Raw genomic sequence first — 17,232 nt, 5'->3', positions numbered from 1 at the left:
GATCTGTAGGGAACGTCCGGCTCACCGTCACCGACGACAGCGGCGCGTACTTGCTCTACGGCTGACGGGGGAATTCGAGGCCGGGAGCCCGGGGTCGCGATATCCGATGCGGGGTGGATATCGCGGCCCGACGATTTGCCGGTCCTGCGTGCGCGGCTCAGACTTGCGGCGACACAGCTTCTCTCGGCAGGTCGGAGGAGAAAAGCTTCATGGTGAGAGGCCACCCGCGCGGAACGCCCCGCCGGCCCCGTGCCGCAGACGGTGAATCACGCGCATCGCGTACGGCGACCGACCGTATGGCGCGTACGCTGCTGCGCCGCCGGAAGAAGTCGCTCAGCGCCGAGGACGTGGTGGTCTCGGACCATCCGAAGGTGCGGCGCGCGGTGACGGCCGCCGCTCTCGGCAACACCATGGAGTGGTTCGATTTCGGCGTTTACGCCTATCTGGCGGGCACCATCGGAAAGGTTTTCTTCCCTTCCAGTTCGCCCGGGGCGCAGGTCGTCTCCACGTTTGCCACATTCGCCGCCGCCTTTCTCGTCCGGCCGCTGGGCGGGCTCGTCTTCGGGCCACTGGGCGACCGCATCGGCCGGCAGCGCGTGCTCGCCGCCACCATGATCATGATGGCGGTGAGCACGTTCGCGGTCGGTCTGCTGCCCTCGTACGCGTCGATCGGCTTCGCCGCACCGGTGCTGCTGCTCGTCTGCCGGCTCGTGCAGGGCTTCTCCACCGGTGGCGAGTACGCCGGTGCCACCACCTATATCGCCGAATACGCGCCCGACCGGCGCCGCGGCTTCCTCGGCAGCTGGCTCGACTTCGGCACCTTCGTGGGCTATTCGCTCGGCTCCGGTCTGGTCACGGTGCTCACCCTGACCCTCGGCACGGACGGCCTGGAGAGCTGGGGCTGGCGCATCCCCTTCTTCGTCGCAGGGCCGCTCGGGCTCATCGGCCTCTACATGCGGATGAAGCTGGAGGAGACCCCCGCCTTCCAGCAGGAGGCCGCCTCGTCGGCGGCCGAGCGCGAGGCGGAGAGCGAGCGCGGCGAGGGCGACCCCGTCGAGCAGGCCCGCCAGTCCGGCAAAGGCCGCCTCCGGGAGATCTTCGCCCGGCACTGGCAGGCGGTCCTCATCTGCATGGGCCTCGTGCTGCTCTACAACGTCACCAACTACATGGTGACCTCGTATCTGCCGACCTTCATGACCGTCACCCTCGGGGAGAGCGACACGACCGCGCAACTGCTGGTGCTCGGCACCATGCTGCTCGTCGTCCTCGCCATCACCACGGTGGGCCGCAGCTCGGACCGGTGGGGCAGACGGCCGATGTTCATGGCCGGCAGCATCGCCCTGATCGTCCTCGCCGTCCCCGCGTTCCTGCTGATCCGGGAGGGCGGCATCCTCCTGCCCGCGTTCGGCTGTGCGATCCTCGGCCTGCTGCTCGTCTGCTTCGCCGGTACGGCCGCCGCCACGCTGCCCGCGCTGTTCCCCACCCGGCTGCGGTACGGGGCCCTGTCGATCGCCTACAACATCTCCGTCTCCCTCTTCGGCGGCACCACCCCGCTGATCGCCTCGTATCTGGTCGACTCGACCGGCAACACGCTGGTCCCGGCCTTCTACCTGATGGTGGCCGGGGCGATCGGCCTGGTGTCGACGTTCTTCCTGCACGAGACGGCCGGCCGGCCCCTGCGCGGCTCCGGCCCCATGGTCGAGACGCACGACGAGGCGCGCGAGGTGGTGGCGCGCAGCCGCACGGAGGCGGGCCGTCACGCGCGCGACGTGTGGCTGCGGCTGTGGCATCCCCGGGGCGGGCGCCGCGGGGACAGCGGGTCCAAGAAGTCCGGTCGTTGGCGCGACGGCTGACGGGTGGCGGGTGGCCTTCCCGGGTGCGCGCCGCCCAGCCGTGGCCCGGCCTACGCTGGAGCCATGCGGCTCCTTCTGACCTCCGACACCCACGTGCCGGCGCGGGCGAAGCGCCTGCCCGACGCCCTGCTGGCGGAGATCGACCGGGCGGACGTGGTGATCCATGCCGGGGACTGGATCGACGAGGCCACGCTCGACCTGTTCGAGTCCAGATCGCGCCGGCTGATCGGCGTGTACGGCAACAACGACGGCCCTCCGTTGCGCCGCCGCCTCGCCGAGGTCGAGCGGGCAGAACTGGCCGGACTGCGGTTCGGTGTCGTCCACGAGACGGGGGCGGCCGCCGGACGCGAGCGCCGGTGCGCCGAGCGCTTCCCGGACCTGGACGTGCTCGTGTTCGGGCACAGCCACATCCCGTGGGACACCGAGGCCCCCGGTGGCCTGCGCCTGCTCAATCCGGGCTCGCCCACGGACCGCAGGCGCCAGCCGTACTGCACGTACGTCACCCTGACCGTCGCGGACGCCGCGCTGCACGACGTGACGTGGCACCGGTTGCCGCCGAGACGCTGAGGCGCTGAGGTGCTGAGGTGCTGAGGTGCTGAGGCTCTGAGCGCGGCGTCGGGCGCCGGCCCGTGTGCCGGACCGGCGCCCTGGGGCATGTCGCTGATCAGAACTGCAGGGACCAGGCGTTGATGCTGCCCGTGTCGTTGGTCCAGTTGTCGGTCACGCGCAGCTTCCACGTGCCGTCGGCGGTCTCGGCGGAGGCGTCGACGCGGTAGGTGGCCCGGACGTCGTCTGCGCTGTCGTCGCTGTCGTAGTCCTTCAGGAGATAGGCGGTGCCGTCGGGCGCGACGAGCTCGACCCTGAGGTCACCGCGGTAGGTGTGGCGGATGTCCACGGCGACGGTCAGGTCGGCCGGGGCCCTGCCGGTGACCGGCAGGGGCGATTCCACGGTGGCGTTGTCGCGGATCGGGTAGTCGTCGGTGTTCTCGAACTTCTTGCCGGTGGGCGGGGTGCTGCCGCCGGCGCCCGTGTACAGGAGCTTGTTCGGGGAGCCGGAGCGGGCGTCGGTGACCTTGTCGGGCGTGGCGTCGGCGACCAGCTTGTCCCGGACCTGGCTCGGCGACCAGGTCGGGTTGGCGGCGAGCAGCAGGGCGGCCGCGCCCGCGACGTGCGGGGAGGCCATGGAGGTGCCGCTCATCGTCTGCGACGCGCTGTCACCGGAGTTGGAGGAGGAGACGATGCTGTCGCCGGGCGCGAAGATGTCCAGGCAGGAGCCGTAGTTGGAGCCCTGGCCGTTCGACCAGCCGGTGGCGCGGGCGTCGCGGCTGTTGGTGGCGCCGACCGTGATGGCCGACGGGGTGGAGGACGGGGAGTACGAGCACGAGTCGGCGTTGTTGTTGCCGGCCGCCACGACCCAGGTCACGCCGGAGGATATGGAGGTCGCCACGGCGTCGTTGACGGACTGGGTCTTGCCGCCGCCGATGCTCATGTTGGCGACGGCGGGCTTGACCGCGTTCTTGGTCACCCAGTCGATGCCCGCGAGGACCGGAGCCCAGGTGTCGCCGGAGTTGCCCTGGCAGTTCAGCACGCGCACGCCGATCAGCTTGACGCCCTTGGCGACGCCGTACGTGCCGCCGCCGACGGTGCCGGCGACGTGGGTGCCGTGGCCCTGGCAGTCGGAGGCGTTGGAGTCGTCGTCGATGAAGTCGTAGCCGCTGACCGCGCGGCCGCCGAAGTCGCGGTGGCTCATGCGGATGCCGGTGTCGACGATGTACGCGTTCACCCCGGCGGCGGTGGTGCCGTAGCTGTAGCTCTTGTCCACCGGCAAGTCGCGCTGGTCGACGCGGTCGAGGCCCCAGGAGGGCGGGTTGGTCTGCGTGTCGACCGCGTACGCGACGGCGTCGGCCTCCACGCGGGCCACCGTCGGGTCGGCGGCCAGCTCCTTGGCCTCCCCTTCCGACATCCGCACGGCGAAGCCGCGCAGCGCGGCGGTGTAGGTGTACCGCAGGCTGCCCGCGTGCTCCTTGGCCAGCGCCTTCGCCGAGGCGGGGACATCGGCGCGGGCGACCGAGTTCTTGAAGGTGACGATGTACGAGCCTTCGACCGCTCCGGGGCGGTCCGCGCCGACGATGTGGCCTTCGCCGCCGGGTGGCACAGGAGCGGCGGCGGCGCCGGTGGCCGCGCCGACTCCTGCGAGCAGAGCGGTACTTGCGCCGACGGCGAGCATCCGCCGGACGACGCGAGCGTCGATCCTCATGGTTTCTCCCTCGAGAGCTGTACGGGTCCCGGTGCGGGTCCCGGAGGCGGCAGCGTTGCCCACCTGGTGACATGGTCATGACATGCCGACGCGTGGGGTGGCGGCCGGGTCCGCGAACACCGGTGGTCGGGGGTGGGGTGGGGTGGGGGTGTGCGCCGCACGGAGTGGGGCTCCGTGGGGCGCGGGTCTGATCGCGCCGTACGGCTGTTGGGGAACAGCCGCCCTCATGCGTCCGGACCTGCCGGCCAGGGACCGTGGCGTACGAGGGTGACGGTGTCGGACGGGCCAGAGCATCGGCCACGCCGGAGCGGCCCAGCAATCCGTAGCGCTACCCAAAGAGTGGGGAGCGGGGGGTGTGATGGCTCGTGCCCGGCACGGGATTCGGGTCGGCGGGCGGTCCGGGGAGGCGGCCTGACGCGGGGCGCAGGCATTCCGTAGGTGGCGGACCCCTATTGCGACTTCGGCCGCGGGACGAGTAGACCACCGTTCAACGAACGCCGTGCTCCGGCGAGAAGACCCGGCAGGCCCCCGGTACGCGGTGGACCTGCCGAGTGAAGGGCCTTCCCCGGGCGACGGCAGGTGAGAGGCGGAGCCGTGGACAGACGTTCCTTCGACAGAGGCTGGGACGCGGTGACGACCGACGGAAACGGCCCCGTCGGACGTGACGAGGAGGCCCGCCGGCTACGGGAAGCATTGCGCGACGGGCCGGTCGTCGCGGTCGTACGGGGGGAGACCGGGACGGGCGTGTCCCGGCTGGTGGACCAGGTACTCGCGGAGGCGGAGTTCGCGGGGTGGACGCAGTTGCGGGGGGTATGCGCGGGGGCGCCGGCGACGACGCCGGGACCGGGCGCGGAGGTGACGACTCCGGCGTGGCCCACCGTCGGCCTGGCCGAGCCGGCGGCCACGGGGCCACGGTCGGGAGTGGGCGTCGACCAGCCCGCGAACACATTGCGCGAGGCGCACCTCACCGCACCGACGACCGAGCTGCCCGCCGAGACGGGCGCCACCGCACCGGACACCGTGCCCGCGGAAGTAACGACTCCCCCACCGCCCACCATCGGCCTCACCGAGCCCCCGGACACCGAGCAACGGTCAGAAGTTGAGGTCGACCAACCCGCAGACACACCACCCGGAGCTACGTCCTACGCAGACCTCGCAGCTCCCCGGACCCAGCGCCCCGACCCGAACCGTGCAACGCCCACCGCCACCCCCCTCGCCCCCGACACCGACACCGACACCGCGAACCTGCGCCTGGCCCCGGACACTCCCCCGACCCCGCACCCCCACCCGACCCCCCTCCTCCCTCCCCTCCCCTCACCCCTAGCCGACGCACTCGCCGAACTGCCCTTCAAAGCCGACCATCCCGACCGGCCCCTGCCCCCGGTCGCCGGGGTCGTGGGAATCCTCGTGCCCGAGTTGGCCGACCGGTTGCCGGTGCCACCCGTCGCGGCCGGGGATCCCGTCGCCTGGCGGGAGCTGCTGCCGCGGGCCGTCGAGGCGCTGCTGGCCTCGCTCGGGGACGTCGTACTCGTCGTCGAGGACGTCCACCGCGCCGATGCCGCCACCCTCGCCCTGCTCCACCACCTGATGGGCGCGATGCCGCCCCGGCTGCGGCTGGTCGTCACCGAGGATGCCGCGCCCGGACTGCCGCTCTTCGGCGTCCCGCTGCGGGCGCGGGCCCGGGTCGAGGAGGTCCGCGTCCGGCCGTGGACGTGCGAGGGGACGGAGGAATACGTACGCAAGTGGCTGTACGCCCATCGGCCGCGGCACGGGGAGGAGTTGCACGACCTGGTCGTACTGGTGCATGAGTTGAGCGCGGGGCTGCCGGAGGTGGCCGAGGCGTTGCTGCGGTCCGCCGGTGAACTGCTGCGCGTGCGTGAGGGGTCCGGGCCGAGGGCGCCACGGACGGCGGCCGACCGGCGGAACGTCCGCGACATCGGGGACAGGCCTTCGCCCGCGCCGGAGGACGAGGACAGCCGCGGGGCCGGCCACGAGGATGCGGGCACCGGTGGGAAGAGCAGCCCGTGGGCCGCGGGTGCCGGTGGCCGACCGGGGGCGGACGCGATGGTCGCCGCCGTGCGGGACGTCGGCGTACCGCCGCAGGTGCACCGTGATTTCGCCCTGCGATACGCGCGGCTGGACGAGGACGCCCTGCGCGTCGTGGAGGCCGCGGCCGTACTCGACCGGGCGGTGCCCGTCACCCTGCTCGCCGAAGTGGCCGGAGTCGGGGCCGCGTGTGCCGAGGCGGCCGTGGCCGCGTGCGTACGCCACGGGGTGCTGCGGGCCGACGGGCCCTGCCCGGCCTTCCGGAACCCGCTGGACCGCCGGGCCGCGCTGGCACGGATGCCCGGCACGCTCCTGGCCCGGCTGAGCCTGCGCGCCGCCCGGGCCCTGCGCCGGGGCGGTGGCGGCCCGCCTCTGCCGGCGGAACTCGCCCGGCTGTACCGGGCGGCCGGGCGCGTGCGGGAGAGCGTGCGCTGCCTCGTCGTGGCGGCCGACCGCGCGGCCACGGCCGGCGACTACTCCACCGCCACCCGTTTCTACACGCGGGCCATCGCCGAGGACCCGCGCGCCGAGGGCCGGGTCCGCACCGCCGCGAAGCTGGCCCGCACCGCGCAACTCGCCCGCGCCGGCGAGGAGGTGGTCGCCGCGGTACGGCGGGTCCTCGACGAGGACGCCCCGCCGCCCCGACTGCGCGGCGAGATCCGGCTGCACCTGAGCGTCGTGCTCCGCAACCAGAGCGGAGGGGCGCTGGACAGCCTGACCGAGGTCGCCCGTGCCATACCCGACCTGGAACTCACCGACCCGCAGACCGCCGCACGCGCCATGGCGGTCGCCGCCATTCCGTCCATCAAGGGCTGGCCCGTCGACCGCCATCTGCACTGGCTCGAACGGGCCGAGACGCTCGCCGGCCAGGTCACGGACCCGGGCGCCCGGGCCGCCATCACCGCCAACCGCGCCACCGCGCTGATGCTCCTCGGCGACCCCCGGGCCTGGGCGGCCGCCGAGGCGCTGCGCGGCCCCGCCGCCACCGCCATGGCGGCCGCGCACCACGCACGCGGGTGGACCAACCTGGCTCACGCCGCCACCGCCCTCGGGTACGACGTGCGGGCCCGGGAGTTCCTCGAACGCGCGGCCCACGGCCTCGCCGAGACCAGTAGCCCGTACCTGGAGGGGCTCACCAGGACGGCGGACCTGGTGCTCTCCTGGCACGAGGGCCGCTGGCAGGGGCTGCACGCCGCCGCGGACCGCACCACCCGGCACTACGAGGAGATCCCCGACCTCACCGCCGAGGCCATGCTGATCCGCGGCCTGACGGCGCTGCACGTGCTCGGCGACGTCCCCCGGGCCCGCCGAGACCTGGCGGAGGCCGCCCGCGTCACCCGCTACGACACCGGCGTCATCCTCACCGCCTCCGCCTCCGCCACCGCCCGCGTCCACCTGGAGGCGGGGCGCCCCGGCCAGGCGTGCGAGGCGGTGGAGGAAGCCCTGCACCGCCTGGAGCGCACCGGCGGCTGGGTGTGGGCGGGCGAGGTGGCCCCGACCGCCGTCGAGGCCCTGCACGGCAGCGGGCAGACCGGCCGGGCCCGGCGCCTCGTCGCCGACTTCGCCGCGGGCACCGAGCGCCGGGACGCACCCGCCGCGCGCGCCGCGCTGACCGTGTGCCGGGCTCTGCTCGCCGAGGCCGATGCCCGGCCCGACGAGGCCGTCACCCTGCTGGGCGACGCGGAGGCGCAGTGGCGTGAGCTCGGCCGCCCCTTCGACGCCGCCCGGGCGGCGGAGGCCCGCGGGCGCTGTCTGCTCGACCTGCACGGCGAAGCGGCGGCCGGCGTCATCCGGGACGTCGTCGAGGCCTACCGGGAACTGGACGCACGCTGGGACGTGGCCCGCTGCCAACGTCTGCTGCGCCGCCACGACATCGTCACCACCCACCGGCGCGGCCGTCTCGGCTACGGCGACCAGCTCTCCCCGCGCGAGCAGGAAGTGGCCCGGCTCGTCGTCCAAGGTCTTGCGAACCGCGAGATCGCCGAGAGCCTGGTCCTGTCGACCCGCACCGTCGAGCACCATGTGGCGCGCGTGATGCGGAAGTTGAACGTGACGTCCAGGACCGACATCGCCCTGGCCGGCCGGGCCGACGACGGGCCGGGAGCCGAGCGGCAGTTCTCCGGCTGACGCTCTCGGCGACGGCCGTCGGCCCCCGCCTCGACGTGATCACTGCGCAGGTCACGTCTCCGGGCGGTCACTGCTCGGGCCTGTCGACCTGTCGACACGGATGAGGGTCTGCTGACCGTTGGCGATGAGCTTGCGCTCCCCGCCGTTCCGCTCCCCGCCGTTCCACACCCCGTACGCCTCCAGTCGGCAGACCGTGAGGGTGCGGCCGGCCTTCAGGACGGTGCCGATCGCCTCGATGTGGTCGCCGACCGCGGGGGCGAGCAGGTTGATCTTGTACTCGACGGTGAGGACGTCGCTGTCCGCCGGGAACAGCGTGAGGGCCGCGTACCCGCCGGCGCTGTCCGCGATCGTGCTGGTCGCGCCGGCGTGGACGTAACCGTGCTGCTGAGTGACCTCGGGCCGGGCGGCGAGCACGATGTGCACGCGGCCCGGTTCTATCCGCGTGATCCGCGCCCCGAGGTGGCTCATCAGTCCCTGCCGGTCGAAGCTTTCCCGGATCCGTGCCTGTACCTCGGGGCCGGCCTGCTGGGACTGCGTCTGCTCGGACACATGCTCTCCTTCGTGGTCACGGATCCCGCGTCACGAGCCACGCGTCACAGATCCCGCGTCACGCGTCACGGGCCGCGCGGGTGGCCCGGCCGCCTCAGCTCATCAGGCTCTCGGCGAGCAGGAAGGCGCCGATCGCGATCATCATGACACCGGAGACCCGGGTGACGGCACGGGCCGCCGAAGGACGGGCCTTCAGGACGGTGCGGGCCAGGACGCCGACCCCGAGGTAGACCACCGCGCAGGCGCTCAGGTGGATGAGGCTGAGCAGCCCGGTCTGCGCGGCGACGGGCCACCCCGTCGCGGGGTGGAGGAACTGCGGGAACAGCGAGAAGTACAGCAGCAGCGCCTTGGGGTTCAGGCCGCTGATCCCCACCCCCTTGAGCATGACCTGGAGGTGCGAGGTGCCGGCCGACCGCTCGTCGGCCGCGACCTCGGCCGGCTGCCTCAGGACGTTCCAGCCCAGCCACAGCAGGTAGCCCGCGCCCGCGGCGGTCAGCACGGTGAGCACCGCCGGGGAGCTCGCCACGAGCACCGCGAGACCCGCGACCGCCAGGAGCGCGTACGCCGCGTGGCCGGCTATGAGCCCGGTGACCGCGGGGACGACCGTGCGTTCCCGTAGGCCCGCCGAGATCGCATACGCCCAGTCCGCACCCGGGGTGAACACCAGCAGCAGGTCTACCACCAGGAATGCCGCCAGCGTGGCCGTGTCCATCAACCGCTCCTTACTCACGTTCCCTTACGCGAGGAAGGCTAGGACGAAGTGGGCCAAAAGTGTTCCCTCATTTACCCCACATCCGCGGATCATGAGGGAAGATCTTCTCCATGGACGCCATGGACCGGAAAATCCTTGCCGAGCTACAACAGGACGGCCGTCTGACGGTCACGGAGCTCGCCGCCCGCGTGCGGCTGAGCGTCTCCCCCTGCCACCGCCGGCTGCGCGATCTGGAGCGCGCGGGCGCGATCCGCGGCTACCGCGCCGTCGTCGACCCGAGGGCCGTGGGCCTGGACTTCGAGGCCATCGTCTTCGCCACGCTGCGCTGGGAGGACTCCGACACCGTGACCGCCTTCGAGGAGGCCGTGGCCGCCATCCCGCATGTGCTCAAGGCCCAGCGGCTCTTCGGCGAACCGGACTATCTCCTGCGGGTCGCCACCGCCGACCTGTCGGCCTTTCAGCAGCTCTACGACCAGCAGCTCGCCCGGCTGCCCGGGGTGCAACGCCTCACGTCCACCCTCGTCATGAAGAACGTCGTCGACGACCGCCCGCTGCCCGGATAGCCGAGGGACCGGGAACCGGGCCGAACGCCTACCTCTAGGACGAGGCGTGGTCCTCCCGCCGATGTGCCGGCTGCGGTACGAGGAGGAGGCGGCGCCGCCTGACCCAGAGCAGCAGGACCACCGAGCTCACCGCGGCGAACGCGCACCACGTGGAGATGTACTCCTGCCGCCACAGCGCGAAGGTCACCGCGGCGCCGGCCGCGACCAGGACTCCGAAGAGGACGAGGCCCCGGTCGCCCGAGAGGAGCAGCGAACCGATGGTGGCGAACAGGTAGCCGACGACGACCAGTTCCGCCTGGGGCAGCCCCAGCGCGTATCCGACGGTGTGCCCGCGGATCTCGGCCGTCACGGTCCGCGTCGCCAGCGCCCAGGCGAGCGCCGCGGCCGTCGCGGCCCCCGCCGCCAGGGGGACGAGCAGCCGGCGACGGGCATCCGGCGACGCGGCGCACAGCACGGCCAGCGGTACCCACAGCGCGAGCAGCGGGAGCGCGACGACGGCCCAGGCGACCGTGGCGGGCCCGGAGCCCCCGTCGTGGTGCCAGACCGCGGCCTCGATGATCTGGTGGACGCCCAGGAGGAGCGGGAGGGCGGCCAGCGGCAGATCGCGGGGGCGCCGGGCCGCGGAGGCCATCGAGGCGACCCCCACGGCCGCGATGCCCGTACCCGCGACGAGGTCGGCCGTTGCACTCCAGCACATGACGGCAACGCTACGGCGACTCGCGCGCGGGAGCGCGCCGGCGGCTCGTTCGGGGGTACGCCCGGCCGCGTCCGCGAGGCGGGACGCGGCCTCTCCGTGGTCCGGGCGCGATCAGGAGAACTGCGGGCTCAGCGACGGCCCTTGAGGCGTTCCACGCCCGCGACGCCGACCGCGGCGAGCCCGATCTGGATGGCCAGTTCGATCCAGTCGATGCCCTTGGTGTCCGCGACGTCGAGGGCGCCCGCGATGGCCGTACCGACGAGGGCGGCGAGGATGCCGACCAGGATGGTCCACAGCACACCGATCCGCTGACGGCCCGGCAGGACGAGCCGGCCCAGAATGCCGATCACGATGCCGATCACGATCGCGGTGATGATCCCTGAGATCTCCATGTCGAGCGCCTCTCTCTGCAACTCCTCTACAAGACTGTCGATGTGTCAGGTGCCCCGGCCTCGCCGGGACAGTCCTGCCGCGTCGCACTCACAGAAGACGTGCCAGGGCCGCCTCGGACGGGCTCCCTGCCGTCGCCTGGTACACGATGATCACTTGGTGCTCGGCGCCGCCGACGGTGAGCGCCTGCCTGCGCAGGGCGAGGTCGCCGACGACCGGGTGCGCGAAGCGCTTGAGTTCGTCGCGGGCGGGCCGGGTCTCGTGCCGCAGCCACATGCGGCGGAACTCCTCGTCCGTCTCCAGCTCGGCGACCAGGCGGACGGTCCTGGGGTCGCGTGGATCGGCTTCGGCGCGCAGGGCGGCCGCGGTCTGCGCTGCCACCTCCGCCCAGTCGGGGAAGAGCCGGCGGGACGCCGGGTCGAGGAACACCGACCGGGCGAGGTTGCGCCCGGGCTCGTACATCGGGGCGAGCGCGCGGGCCCGCTTGTTCGCCGCCAGCACGTCGAAGCTCCGGTCGCGCACGTACGCGGGACGGTCCGCCCATGCGTCGAGCAGCCGGTGCACCTCCTCGGAGACCTCGGTCCGCGACGGCGGCACAGGGGCGGGGGCGGAACGGGCGAGGGCGTGCAGGTGGGCGGCGGCGTCGGCGTCCAACTCCAGCGCCCGTGCGAGGGAGTGCAGCACCTGGGAGGAGGGGTGCCGGTCGATGCCCTGTTCCAGCCGGACCAGGTAGGGCTCGCTGATTCCGGCGAGCCGGGCCAGTTCCTCCCGGCGCAGTCCGGCCACCCGGCGACGTCCGCCGGCGGGCACCGCCACGTCCGCCGGAGCGACCCGTCCACGCCGGGCCTTGAGGAAGTCTCCCAGAAGATTCTCGGCCGCCATGGTGCGAGGGTAACCCTGTGGGGGTGCTGGCTGCCGGGGTGCGAACGGCGCAGGCTCGACGCCATGAAGACATGGTTCATCACCGGCGCGTCCCGCGGCTTCGGCCGCATCTGGGCCGAGGCCGCTCTCGACCGCGGCGACCGCGTCGCCGCCACCGCACGCAATCCCGAGACCCTGCGGTCCCTCGTGGACACCCACGGGGACGCCGTGCTCCCGCTCCGCCTCGACGTGACCGACCGCACCGCCGCGACCGCCGCGGTGCGGCGGGCCGCCGAGACCTTCGGCCGCCTGGACGTAGTCGTCAACAACGCGGGCTACGGCCTGTTCGGCATGGTCGAGGAGACCACCGAGGAGCAGGCTCGCGCCCAGCTCGACACCAACCTGTTCGGCCCGCTGTGGGTGACGCAGGCGGCCCTGCCGTATCTGCGGGCCCAGGGCAGCGGGCACATCCTGCAGGTCTCCAGCCTCGGCGGCCTCGCCGCCTTCCCCACGCTCGGGCTGTACAACGCCTCGAAGTGGGCCCTGGAGGGGATGAGCGAGGCCCTGGCCCAGGAGGTGGCCGGGTTCGGCATCCACGTGACCCTGGTCGAACCCGGCCCGTACGGCACCGACTGGTCGGGCGCCTCCGCGGTGCACACCGAACCGCTTCCCGCCTACGAACCCGTCCGTGCCGCGCGCCGGGCCGGCGCGTCGGCGCGCGCGCCCCAGGACGCGCGAACCACCGCCCCCGTCATCCTCGAACTCGTGGACGGCGACGCGCCGCCCCTGCGGCTCTTCCTCGGCACCTACCCCTATCCGGTGGTCGAGGCGGCCTATCAGAAGCGGCTCGACACGTGGAGCGACTGGCGCCACCTGGCGGCTCGGGCGTAACAGGCACGGAGTGGTGCGCGGCGTCCCGGATCGCCGCGCACCGCCTGCCGTTCAGGCCGCGATCGCCGCGGTACGCCCGTTCCTCCGGGGGGAGTTGCCGTCGACCTGGACCCGAACGCGGCGGCATGCGCGGGCGAGCAGGCGCGACACGTGCATCTGGGAGATGCCGAGTTCCTCGCCGATCCGCGCCTGCGACATGTCGTGGAAGAAGCGCAGGTTCAGGATGCGGCGCTCGCGCTCGGGAAGCCGGGCCAGGCAGGGCTTGACCGCTTCCCGCGCGACGACGACGTCGAAGCGGGGCTCGTCCTCACCGAGGACGTCTCCCAGCGCGGCGGATTCGCCCTCCGGGCTGTGGGGGCTCAACTGGGCGTCCAGGGAGACCGGCCGGAAGCTGTCCATGGCCTCCATCCCGGTGAGTACGTCCTCCTCGCTCATCCGCGCGTGCTCAGCGATCTGAGCCACCGTCGGGAACCGCCCTCCGTTGGCGAGCGAGAGCTCCCGGGCGCTGCGGCGCACCCGGTTGCGCAACTCCTGCACACGCCGGGGCACATGGACGCTCCAGGCGTGGTCGCGGAAGTGCCGCTTGACCTCTCCGACGATGGTGGGCAGCGCGTACGGGAGGAACGGGCCCTGCGCCGGGTCGTAGCGGTCGACGGCCTTGACCAGACCGAGGGCCGCGACCTGCTCCAGGTCGTCCAGGGGCTCGCCCCGGTCACGGAACTTGCCCGCCAGACGGTGGGCCACCGGGAGCCATGCCTCCACGATGTGCTCCACCAGCCGCTGCCGCTCGGGGCCGGCAGGCAGGACGGCCAGGCGCTCGAAGTCGGCGGTCGTGTCCGGGGTGTCCCGCCCGGTCCGGGTGTCTGCCACTCGGTGCGTCTGCCCTGTCTCGCTCAGCATGTGTGCCTCCCGTCGAACTGCTGGTATCGGCAGCACGGGAGCGCGACGAGACACACCTCGAGGCGGCCGGGTCGGCACCGCTCCCGTGAATGTGCCTGTCTGCCCAAGCACGTCGAAGTACCGCCTGTCCGAGATCAGCGGAGCCAAACCCGCCTGTTGCGGCCAAGAGTTGAGAGCGCGTCGGACGGCGGTCCGCAAACCTGCCGAGGAGGCCTCTCTCGTAATACCGCTTGCCCGCAACGGTGTTGCGATCGGCGGCGCGATAAGGCACGTCTCCGGCACACGCCGATATTCACTCCCGCGGTGAAGCGGTGAAGAATCTGACGGGGTGGAGAATTCTGACGGGATAAAGGGTTCTGGGTTTTCAGGAACGAAGGCCTCGTGCCCGTTTTGACTGAAACGCACCCTTCACACCGAAGCGCATGTGCCCGATTTAATGCCGATTGACCGGTATAACGCGGTCCGCCCCCGGGTATCGCACCTCAGCCCCTCCCCTCATTCCGTGAAATGAGTCACAGGGGCGGCAGCGGAGAGCCTTTGGATCCGCCGAGAGCACTTCCTTCTGCGCATGGAGAGTTGAGTCATTTTGATCTACGGATGCGGAGGACAGCCGGACGCCAGGAAAGCGCCGGACGCATTCACCGATCGAATTCCCGCCTTGTTCCCCCCGGGCTTTCTCGCTTAACGTCACCGTCAATCCGGATGGAACGCCGAATCCTGCCGCTGTCCGGAAACTCGCCCACCCACTCACTTACGCACGGCAGGAGCGGGGGACCCAGGTAAGCCGCCGACCCGGAATCCCGGGCCGGCTCGGGGTTAAGTCGTACGCCCGTTACGACCGGACACCTCCAGTCCGAACCCGACAGCTCACCTCGTAGGCGACGGAGAGGAATTCGTCATGCCTGCAAAGGGTAAGCACCGCCGCCCCAAGTCCAGCTCGCTCGGCCGGGGCATCGCCGCCACAGGAGCGGGCGGGGCCGTGCTCGTGCTCCCCGTGCTCGGTGCCACCACGGCCGCCGCGCAGCCCGCAGTGGCCGCCCGGCCCGCCGCCGCCCCGAACACGTACGTCGTGGTCTCCGGCGACTCCCTCGCCAAGATCGCGCAGGAGCACCACCTCAGCGGCGGCTGGAAGAGGCTGTACCAGGACAACCGCGGCGCCCTCGGTGACAACCCGGCGCTGATACGCCCGGGCATCGAGCTCACCCTGGGCAAGGAGGGCCAGGACGCCTCCGAGGCATCCACCGAGCGGGCGGACCGGTCCGAGCGCGACACGGCCGCCGCCGAGCCCGCCGTCGCCCCGGCCCCGAAGTCCTACACGAACGACCTCGACGGCTGGATCAAGGAGTCGCTCGACATCATGGCTCAGCAGGGCATCCCCGGCACCTACGAGGGCATCCACCGCAACATCATGCGCGAGTCCTCCGGCAACCCCCTGGCCATCAACAACTGGGACTCCAACGCGGTCGCCGGCACCCCGTCCAAGGGACTGCTCCAGGTCATCGGCCCCACGTTCTCCGCGTACCACGTGGCTGGCACGGCGATGGACAGCTTCGACCCGGTCGCCAACATCACCGCCGCCTGCAACTACGCGGCCGACCGCTACGGCTCGATCGACAACGTCAACGGCCCGTACTAGACCGCACCCCCCTCGATCACCGCGAGCCCCGGCACCCGTGTCCGGGGCTCGCGGCGTGTCCTCGTTCCGGGCCGCCGACCCGTTCGACGTGCGGGGGAAACGGGCGGGTGAAAAGAATGGGGACGTCGGTGGGCGTTATGCCCGAATGTCGGCGGGTACCTCTGTGCGGACGAAACGACGCCGACGCGCGAGGAGACGAGGAGCACATGGAGATCGGCTACAAGCTGGCCGCCGAGGCGTTCGGCCCGGCGGAACTCGTACGGCAGGCGGTACTCGCGGAAGAGGCGGGCTTCGACTTCGTCGAGATCAGCGACCACTACCACCCCTGGCTCGACAATCAGGGACATTCCCCGTTCGCCTGGACGGTGCTCGGCAGCATCGCGGCCAAGACCGAACGGATCGGGCTCGCTACCGGCGTGACCTGCCCGACGGTGCGCTATCACCCGGCGATCATCGCTCAGGCCGCCGCCACCCTGGCCCTGCTGTCGGAGGGCCGCTTCGTGCTCGGCCTCGGGTCGGGCGAGCGGCTCAACGAGCACGTCACCGGGGTCGGCTTCCCGGATGCCGTCTCCACCCGGCACGAGATGTTCAAGGAAGCCCTGGAGATCATCCGGCTGCTGTGGAAGGGCGGCTACCGCTCCTATGAGGGCAAGCACCTGCGGCTGTCGGACGCCCGGGTGTTCGACCTGCCCGAGCAGCTGCCCCTGATCGCGGTGGCCGCCAGCGGCAAGGCGTCGACGCGGCTCGCCGCGGAGCTGGGCGACGGTTTGTTCGTCACGGAGGACAAGCCCGAGATCGTCGAGCAGTACCGTGCCGCCGGCGGCGACGGCCCGTGTTACGCGGAGGTGCCGATGGCGTGGGCACCCGACGAGCACACCGGCGCCAAGGCCGCCCTCGAGACGTCGCGGTGGGCGCTGACCGGGTGGAAGGTCATGAGCGAGCTGCCCAACCCGGTCAACTTCGACGCCGCGACCGCGACCGTGCGCGAGGAGGACATCCTGGAGAAGTTCGCCTGCGGCACGGACCCCGCCCGCTTCGTCGAGGTGGCGCAGAAGTTCGTGGACGCCGGCCACGACAGGCTGGTCATGCAGAACGCCGGGCCGGACCCGGACGGCTTCATCGACTTCTACCGGAGTGAACTCGACGGGCGCATGCGGCAGCTGCGGCCCGGCGGCGGGCAGGCCTGACACGGCGGCAGGACCTGACCGGGCGGCCGGGCCGACCCGGCCGCCCGGTCAGCCGGCGGCGTTGTCGACGCGCAGCCGCACCTGGTCCTCCAGCCGACGCAGGCTGCTGTCGAGCGCGGTGTGCACGGCCTGCTCCCCCGGGTCGTGCCCCTCCTCGAAGAACGACAGGTGCACCGTCACCTCGCTGGTCCCGCTGTCCATGCCGGCGACCTGCAGCCAGCCCGTGTAACCGCCCTGCTCGCGGGTGCCCCATTCGAGCCTCATCTGCTCGGGCCGGGCGCGCAGCAGGGCGGACACGTCCTGGTCGGTGCGGTCCTCGTGGACGGTGACCGCGGGCGGTTCCCCGGCGTTCACGTGCAGGTCCTGCGGGAGCCAGGCGTCCATCTGGCCGACGTCTGAGGCCTGATCCCAGACGTGCTCGGGCAGCGCGGGCATCGTGCGGGAACGTTCGTACTCGGTCATCGGGGCACCCTTCCTCGGTGTGGCGGAGACAGCGGGGATACGAGACAACGCATGCCCGGTGCGGTGGACGGGAAGCCGTGCCGTGCCGAATCCACCCGTTC

Annotated in this window: 15 protein-coding genes and 1 riboswitch; of the genes, 7 read left to right on the top strand and 8 right to left on the bottom strand. The window is 72.2% G+C overall.

Going from position 1 to position 17,232, the window contains the following annotated elements; genetic code table 11:
* Nucleotides 1–296 precede the first annotated feature (296 nt).
* Both proP and ACZ7DY_RS16955 read left to right on the top strand, forming a co-directional pair.
* On the top strand, nt 297–1,853 hold the full coding sequence (gene proP, locus ACZ7DY_RS16960; protein WP_471135739.1) for a glycine betaine/L-proline transporter ProP: 1,557 nt from the start codon (nt 297–299) through the stop codon (nt 1,851–1,853).
* Between the two features lie 63 nt (nt 1,854–1,916).
* The gene (locus tag ACZ7DY_RS16955) at nt 1,917–2,420 is read left to right on the top strand and encodes a metallophosphoesterase family protein (protein ID WP_471135736.1); all 504 of its coding nucleotides are present in this window, start codon (nt 1,917–1,919) and stop codon (nt 2,418–2,420) included.
* Nucleotides 2,421–2,517: 97 nt separating this feature from the next.
* Here the strand turns inward: ACZ7DY_RS16955 and ACZ7DY_RS16950 are convergent, their stop codons facing one another.
* Complete coding sequence (locus ACZ7DY_RS16950; protein ID WP_471135733.1) at nt 2,518–4,110, bottom strand: S8 family peptidase; 1,593 nt, start codon at nt 4,108–4,110, stop codon at nt 2,518–2,520.
* 1,407 nt (nt 4,111–5,517) lie between these two features.
* Here ACZ7DY_RS16950 and ACZ7DY_RS16945 point away from each other — a divergent pair.
* Nucleotides 5,518–8,283: a LuxR C-terminal-related transcriptional regulator gene (locus ACZ7DY_RS16945; protein ID WP_471135730.1), complete on the top strand. Its 2,766-nt coding sequence runs from the start codon at nt 5,518–5,520 to the stop codon at nt 8,281–8,283.
* A 51-nt stretch (nt 8,284–8,334) separates the two neighbouring features.
* Here ACZ7DY_RS16945 and ACZ7DY_RS16940 read toward each other — a convergent pair whose 3' ends face one another.
* Together ACZ7DY_RS16940 and ACZ7DY_RS16935 are read right to left on the bottom strand one after the other, a co-directional pair.
* Complete coding sequence (locus ACZ7DY_RS16940; RefSeq protein ID WP_471135727.1) at nt 8,335–8,832, bottom strand: PaaI family thioesterase; 498 nt, start codon at nt 8,830–8,832, stop codon at nt 8,335–8,337.
* A gap of 94 nt (nt 8,833–8,926) precedes the next feature.
* Nucleotides 8,927–9,544, bottom strand: a complete 618-nt coding sequence (locus tag ACZ7DY_RS16935; protein ID WP_471135724.1) for a LysE family translocator — start codon at nt 9,542–9,544, stop codon at nt 8,927–8,929.
* Nucleotides 9,545–9,654: 110 nt separating this feature from the next.
* On the opposite strand from ACZ7DY_RS16935, the gene ACZ7DY_RS16930 reads away from it, so the two are divergent.
* Nucleotides 9,655–10,107: an Lrp/AsnC family transcriptional regulator gene (locus ACZ7DY_RS16930; protein ID WP_471135722.1), complete on the top strand. Its 453-nt coding sequence runs from the start codon at nt 9,655–9,657 to the stop codon at nt 10,105–10,107.
* A 34-nt stretch (nt 10,108–10,141) separates the two neighbouring features.
* On the opposite strand, the gene ACZ7DY_RS16925 is transcribed toward ACZ7DY_RS16930, so the two are convergent.
* The 3 genes from ACZ7DY_RS16925 to ACZ7DY_RS16915 form a co-directional block, all read right to left on the bottom strand.
* The gene (locus ACZ7DY_RS16925; protein ID WP_471135720.1) at nt 10,142–10,804 is read right to left on the bottom strand and encodes a DUF6629 family protein; all 663 of its coding nucleotides are present in this window, start codon (nt 10,802–10,804) and stop codon (nt 10,142–10,144) included.
* 128 nt (nt 10,805–10,932) lie between these two features.
* Complete coding sequence (locus ACZ7DY_RS16920; protein WP_471135717.1) at nt 10,933–11,196, bottom strand: GlsB/YeaQ/YmgE family stress response membrane protein; 264 nt, start codon at nt 11,194–11,196, stop codon at nt 10,933–10,935.
* Between the two features lie 88 nt (nt 11,197–11,284).
* Entirely contained in the window at nt 11,285–12,076 is a 792-nt protein-coding gene (locus ACZ7DY_RS16915; protein ID WP_471135715.1) for a helix-turn-helix domain-containing protein, read from the bottom strand.
* A gap of 63 nt (nt 12,077–12,139) precedes the next feature.
* Here ACZ7DY_RS16915 and ACZ7DY_RS16910 point away from each other — a divergent pair, with 63 nt between their 5' ends.
* A complete protein-coding gene (locus ACZ7DY_RS16910; protein WP_471135712.1) occupies nt 12,140–12,946 on the top strand; it encodes an SDR family oxidoreductase in 807 nt (268 codons plus the stop codon).
* Between the two features lie 51 nt (nt 12,947–12,997).
* On the opposite strand, the gene ACZ7DY_RS16905 is transcribed toward ACZ7DY_RS16910, so the two are convergent.
* Nucleotides 12,998–13,846, bottom strand: a complete 849-nt coding sequence (locus ACZ7DY_RS16905) for a SigB/SigF/SigG family RNA polymerase sigma factor (protein WP_471135709.1) — start codon at nt 13,844–13,846, stop codon at nt 12,998–13,000.
* 726 nt (nt 13,847–14,572) lie between these two features.
* Nucleotides 14,573–14,740, top strand: a riboswitch (cyclic di-AMP (ydaO/yuaA leader).
* Nucleotides 14,741–14,744: 4 nt separating this feature from the next.
* On the opposite strand from ACZ7DY_RS16905, the gene ACZ7DY_RS16900 reads away from it, so the two are divergent.
* The gene (locus ACZ7DY_RS16900) at nt 14,745–15,482 is read left to right on the top strand and encodes a LysM peptidoglycan-binding domain-containing protein (RefSeq protein WP_471135707.1); all 738 of its coding nucleotides are present in this window, start codon (nt 14,745–14,747) and stop codon (nt 15,480–15,482) included.
* A gap of 206 nt (nt 15,483–15,688) precedes the next feature.
* Nucleotides 15,689–16,669 (top strand): TIGR03557 family F420-dependent LLM class oxidoreductase, encoded by a 981-nt coding sequence (locus tag ACZ7DY_RS16895; RefSeq protein WP_471135704.1) that lies wholly within the window; start codon nt 15,689–15,691, stop codon nt 16,667–16,669.
* 48 nt (nt 16,670–16,717) lie between these two features.
* Here the strand turns inward: ACZ7DY_RS16895 and ACZ7DY_RS16890 are convergent, their stop codons facing one another.
* Nucleotides 16,718–17,131 carry an SRPBCC family protein gene (locus tag ACZ7DY_RS16890; RefSeq protein WP_471135701.1) on the bottom strand — a complete coding sequence of 138 codons (414 nt, stop codon included), beginning with the start codon at nt 17,129–17,131 and terminating at the stop codon, nt 16,718–16,720.
* Between the last annotated feature and the right edge of the window lie 101 nt (nt 17,132–17,232).

This window comes from Streptomyces sp. NPDC037013 (assembly GCF_055607265.1).
This window is presented reverse-complemented; position numbering and strand designations above follow the sequence as displayed.

Coding starts and splice junctions, on each gene's coding strand:
- ACZ7DY_RS16920 (WP_471135717.1), bottom strand. CDS start 11,196: ATGGAGATCTCAGGGATCATCACCGCGATCGTGATCGGCATCGTGATC.
- ACZ7DY_RS16890 (WP_471135701.1), bottom strand. CDS start 17,131: ATGACCGAGTACGAACGTTCCCGCACGATGCCCGCGCTGCCCGAGCAC.
- ACZ7DY_RS16915 (WP_471135715.1), bottom strand. CDS start 12,076: ATGGCGGCCGAGAATCTTCTGGGAGACTTCCTCAAGGCCCGGCGTGGA.
- ACZ7DY_RS16895 (WP_471135704.1), top strand. CDS start 15,689: ATGGAGATCGGCTACAAGCTGGCCGCCGAGGCGTTCGGCCCGGCGGAA.
- ACZ7DY_RS16930 (WP_471135722.1), top strand. CDS start 9,655: ATGGACGCCATGGACCGGAAAATCCTTGCCGAGCTACAACAGGACGGC.
- ACZ7DY_RS16935 (WP_471135724.1), bottom strand. CDS start 9,544: ATGGACACGGCCACGCTGGCGGCATTCCTGGTGGTAGACCTGCTGCTG.
- ACZ7DY_RS16910 (WP_471135712.1), top strand. CDS start 12,140: ATGAAGACATGGTTCATCACCGGCGCGTCCCGCGGCTTCGGCCGCATC.
- ACZ7DY_RS16955 (WP_471135736.1), top strand. CDS start 1,917: ATGCGGCTCCTTCTGACCTCCGACACCCACGTGCCGGCGCGGGCGAAG.
- ACZ7DY_RS16925 (WP_471135720.1), bottom strand. CDS start 10,804: ATGTGCTGGAGTGCAACGGCCGACCTCGTCGCGGGTACGGGCATCGCG.
- ACZ7DY_RS16900 (WP_471135707.1), top strand. CDS start 14,745: ATGCCTGCAAAGGGTAAGCACCGCCGCCCCAAGTCCAGCTCGCTCGGC.
- proP (WP_471135739.1), top strand. CDS start 297: ATGGCGCGTACGCTGCTGCGCCGCCGGAAGAAGTCGCTCAGCGCCGAG.
- ACZ7DY_RS16905 (WP_471135709.1), bottom strand. CDS start 13,846: ATGCTGAGCGAGACAGGGCAGACGCACCGAGTGGCAGACACCCGGACC.
- ACZ7DY_RS16950 (WP_471135733.1), bottom strand. CDS start 4,110: ATGAGGATCGACGCTCGCGTCGTCCGGCGGATGCTCGCCGTCGGCGCA.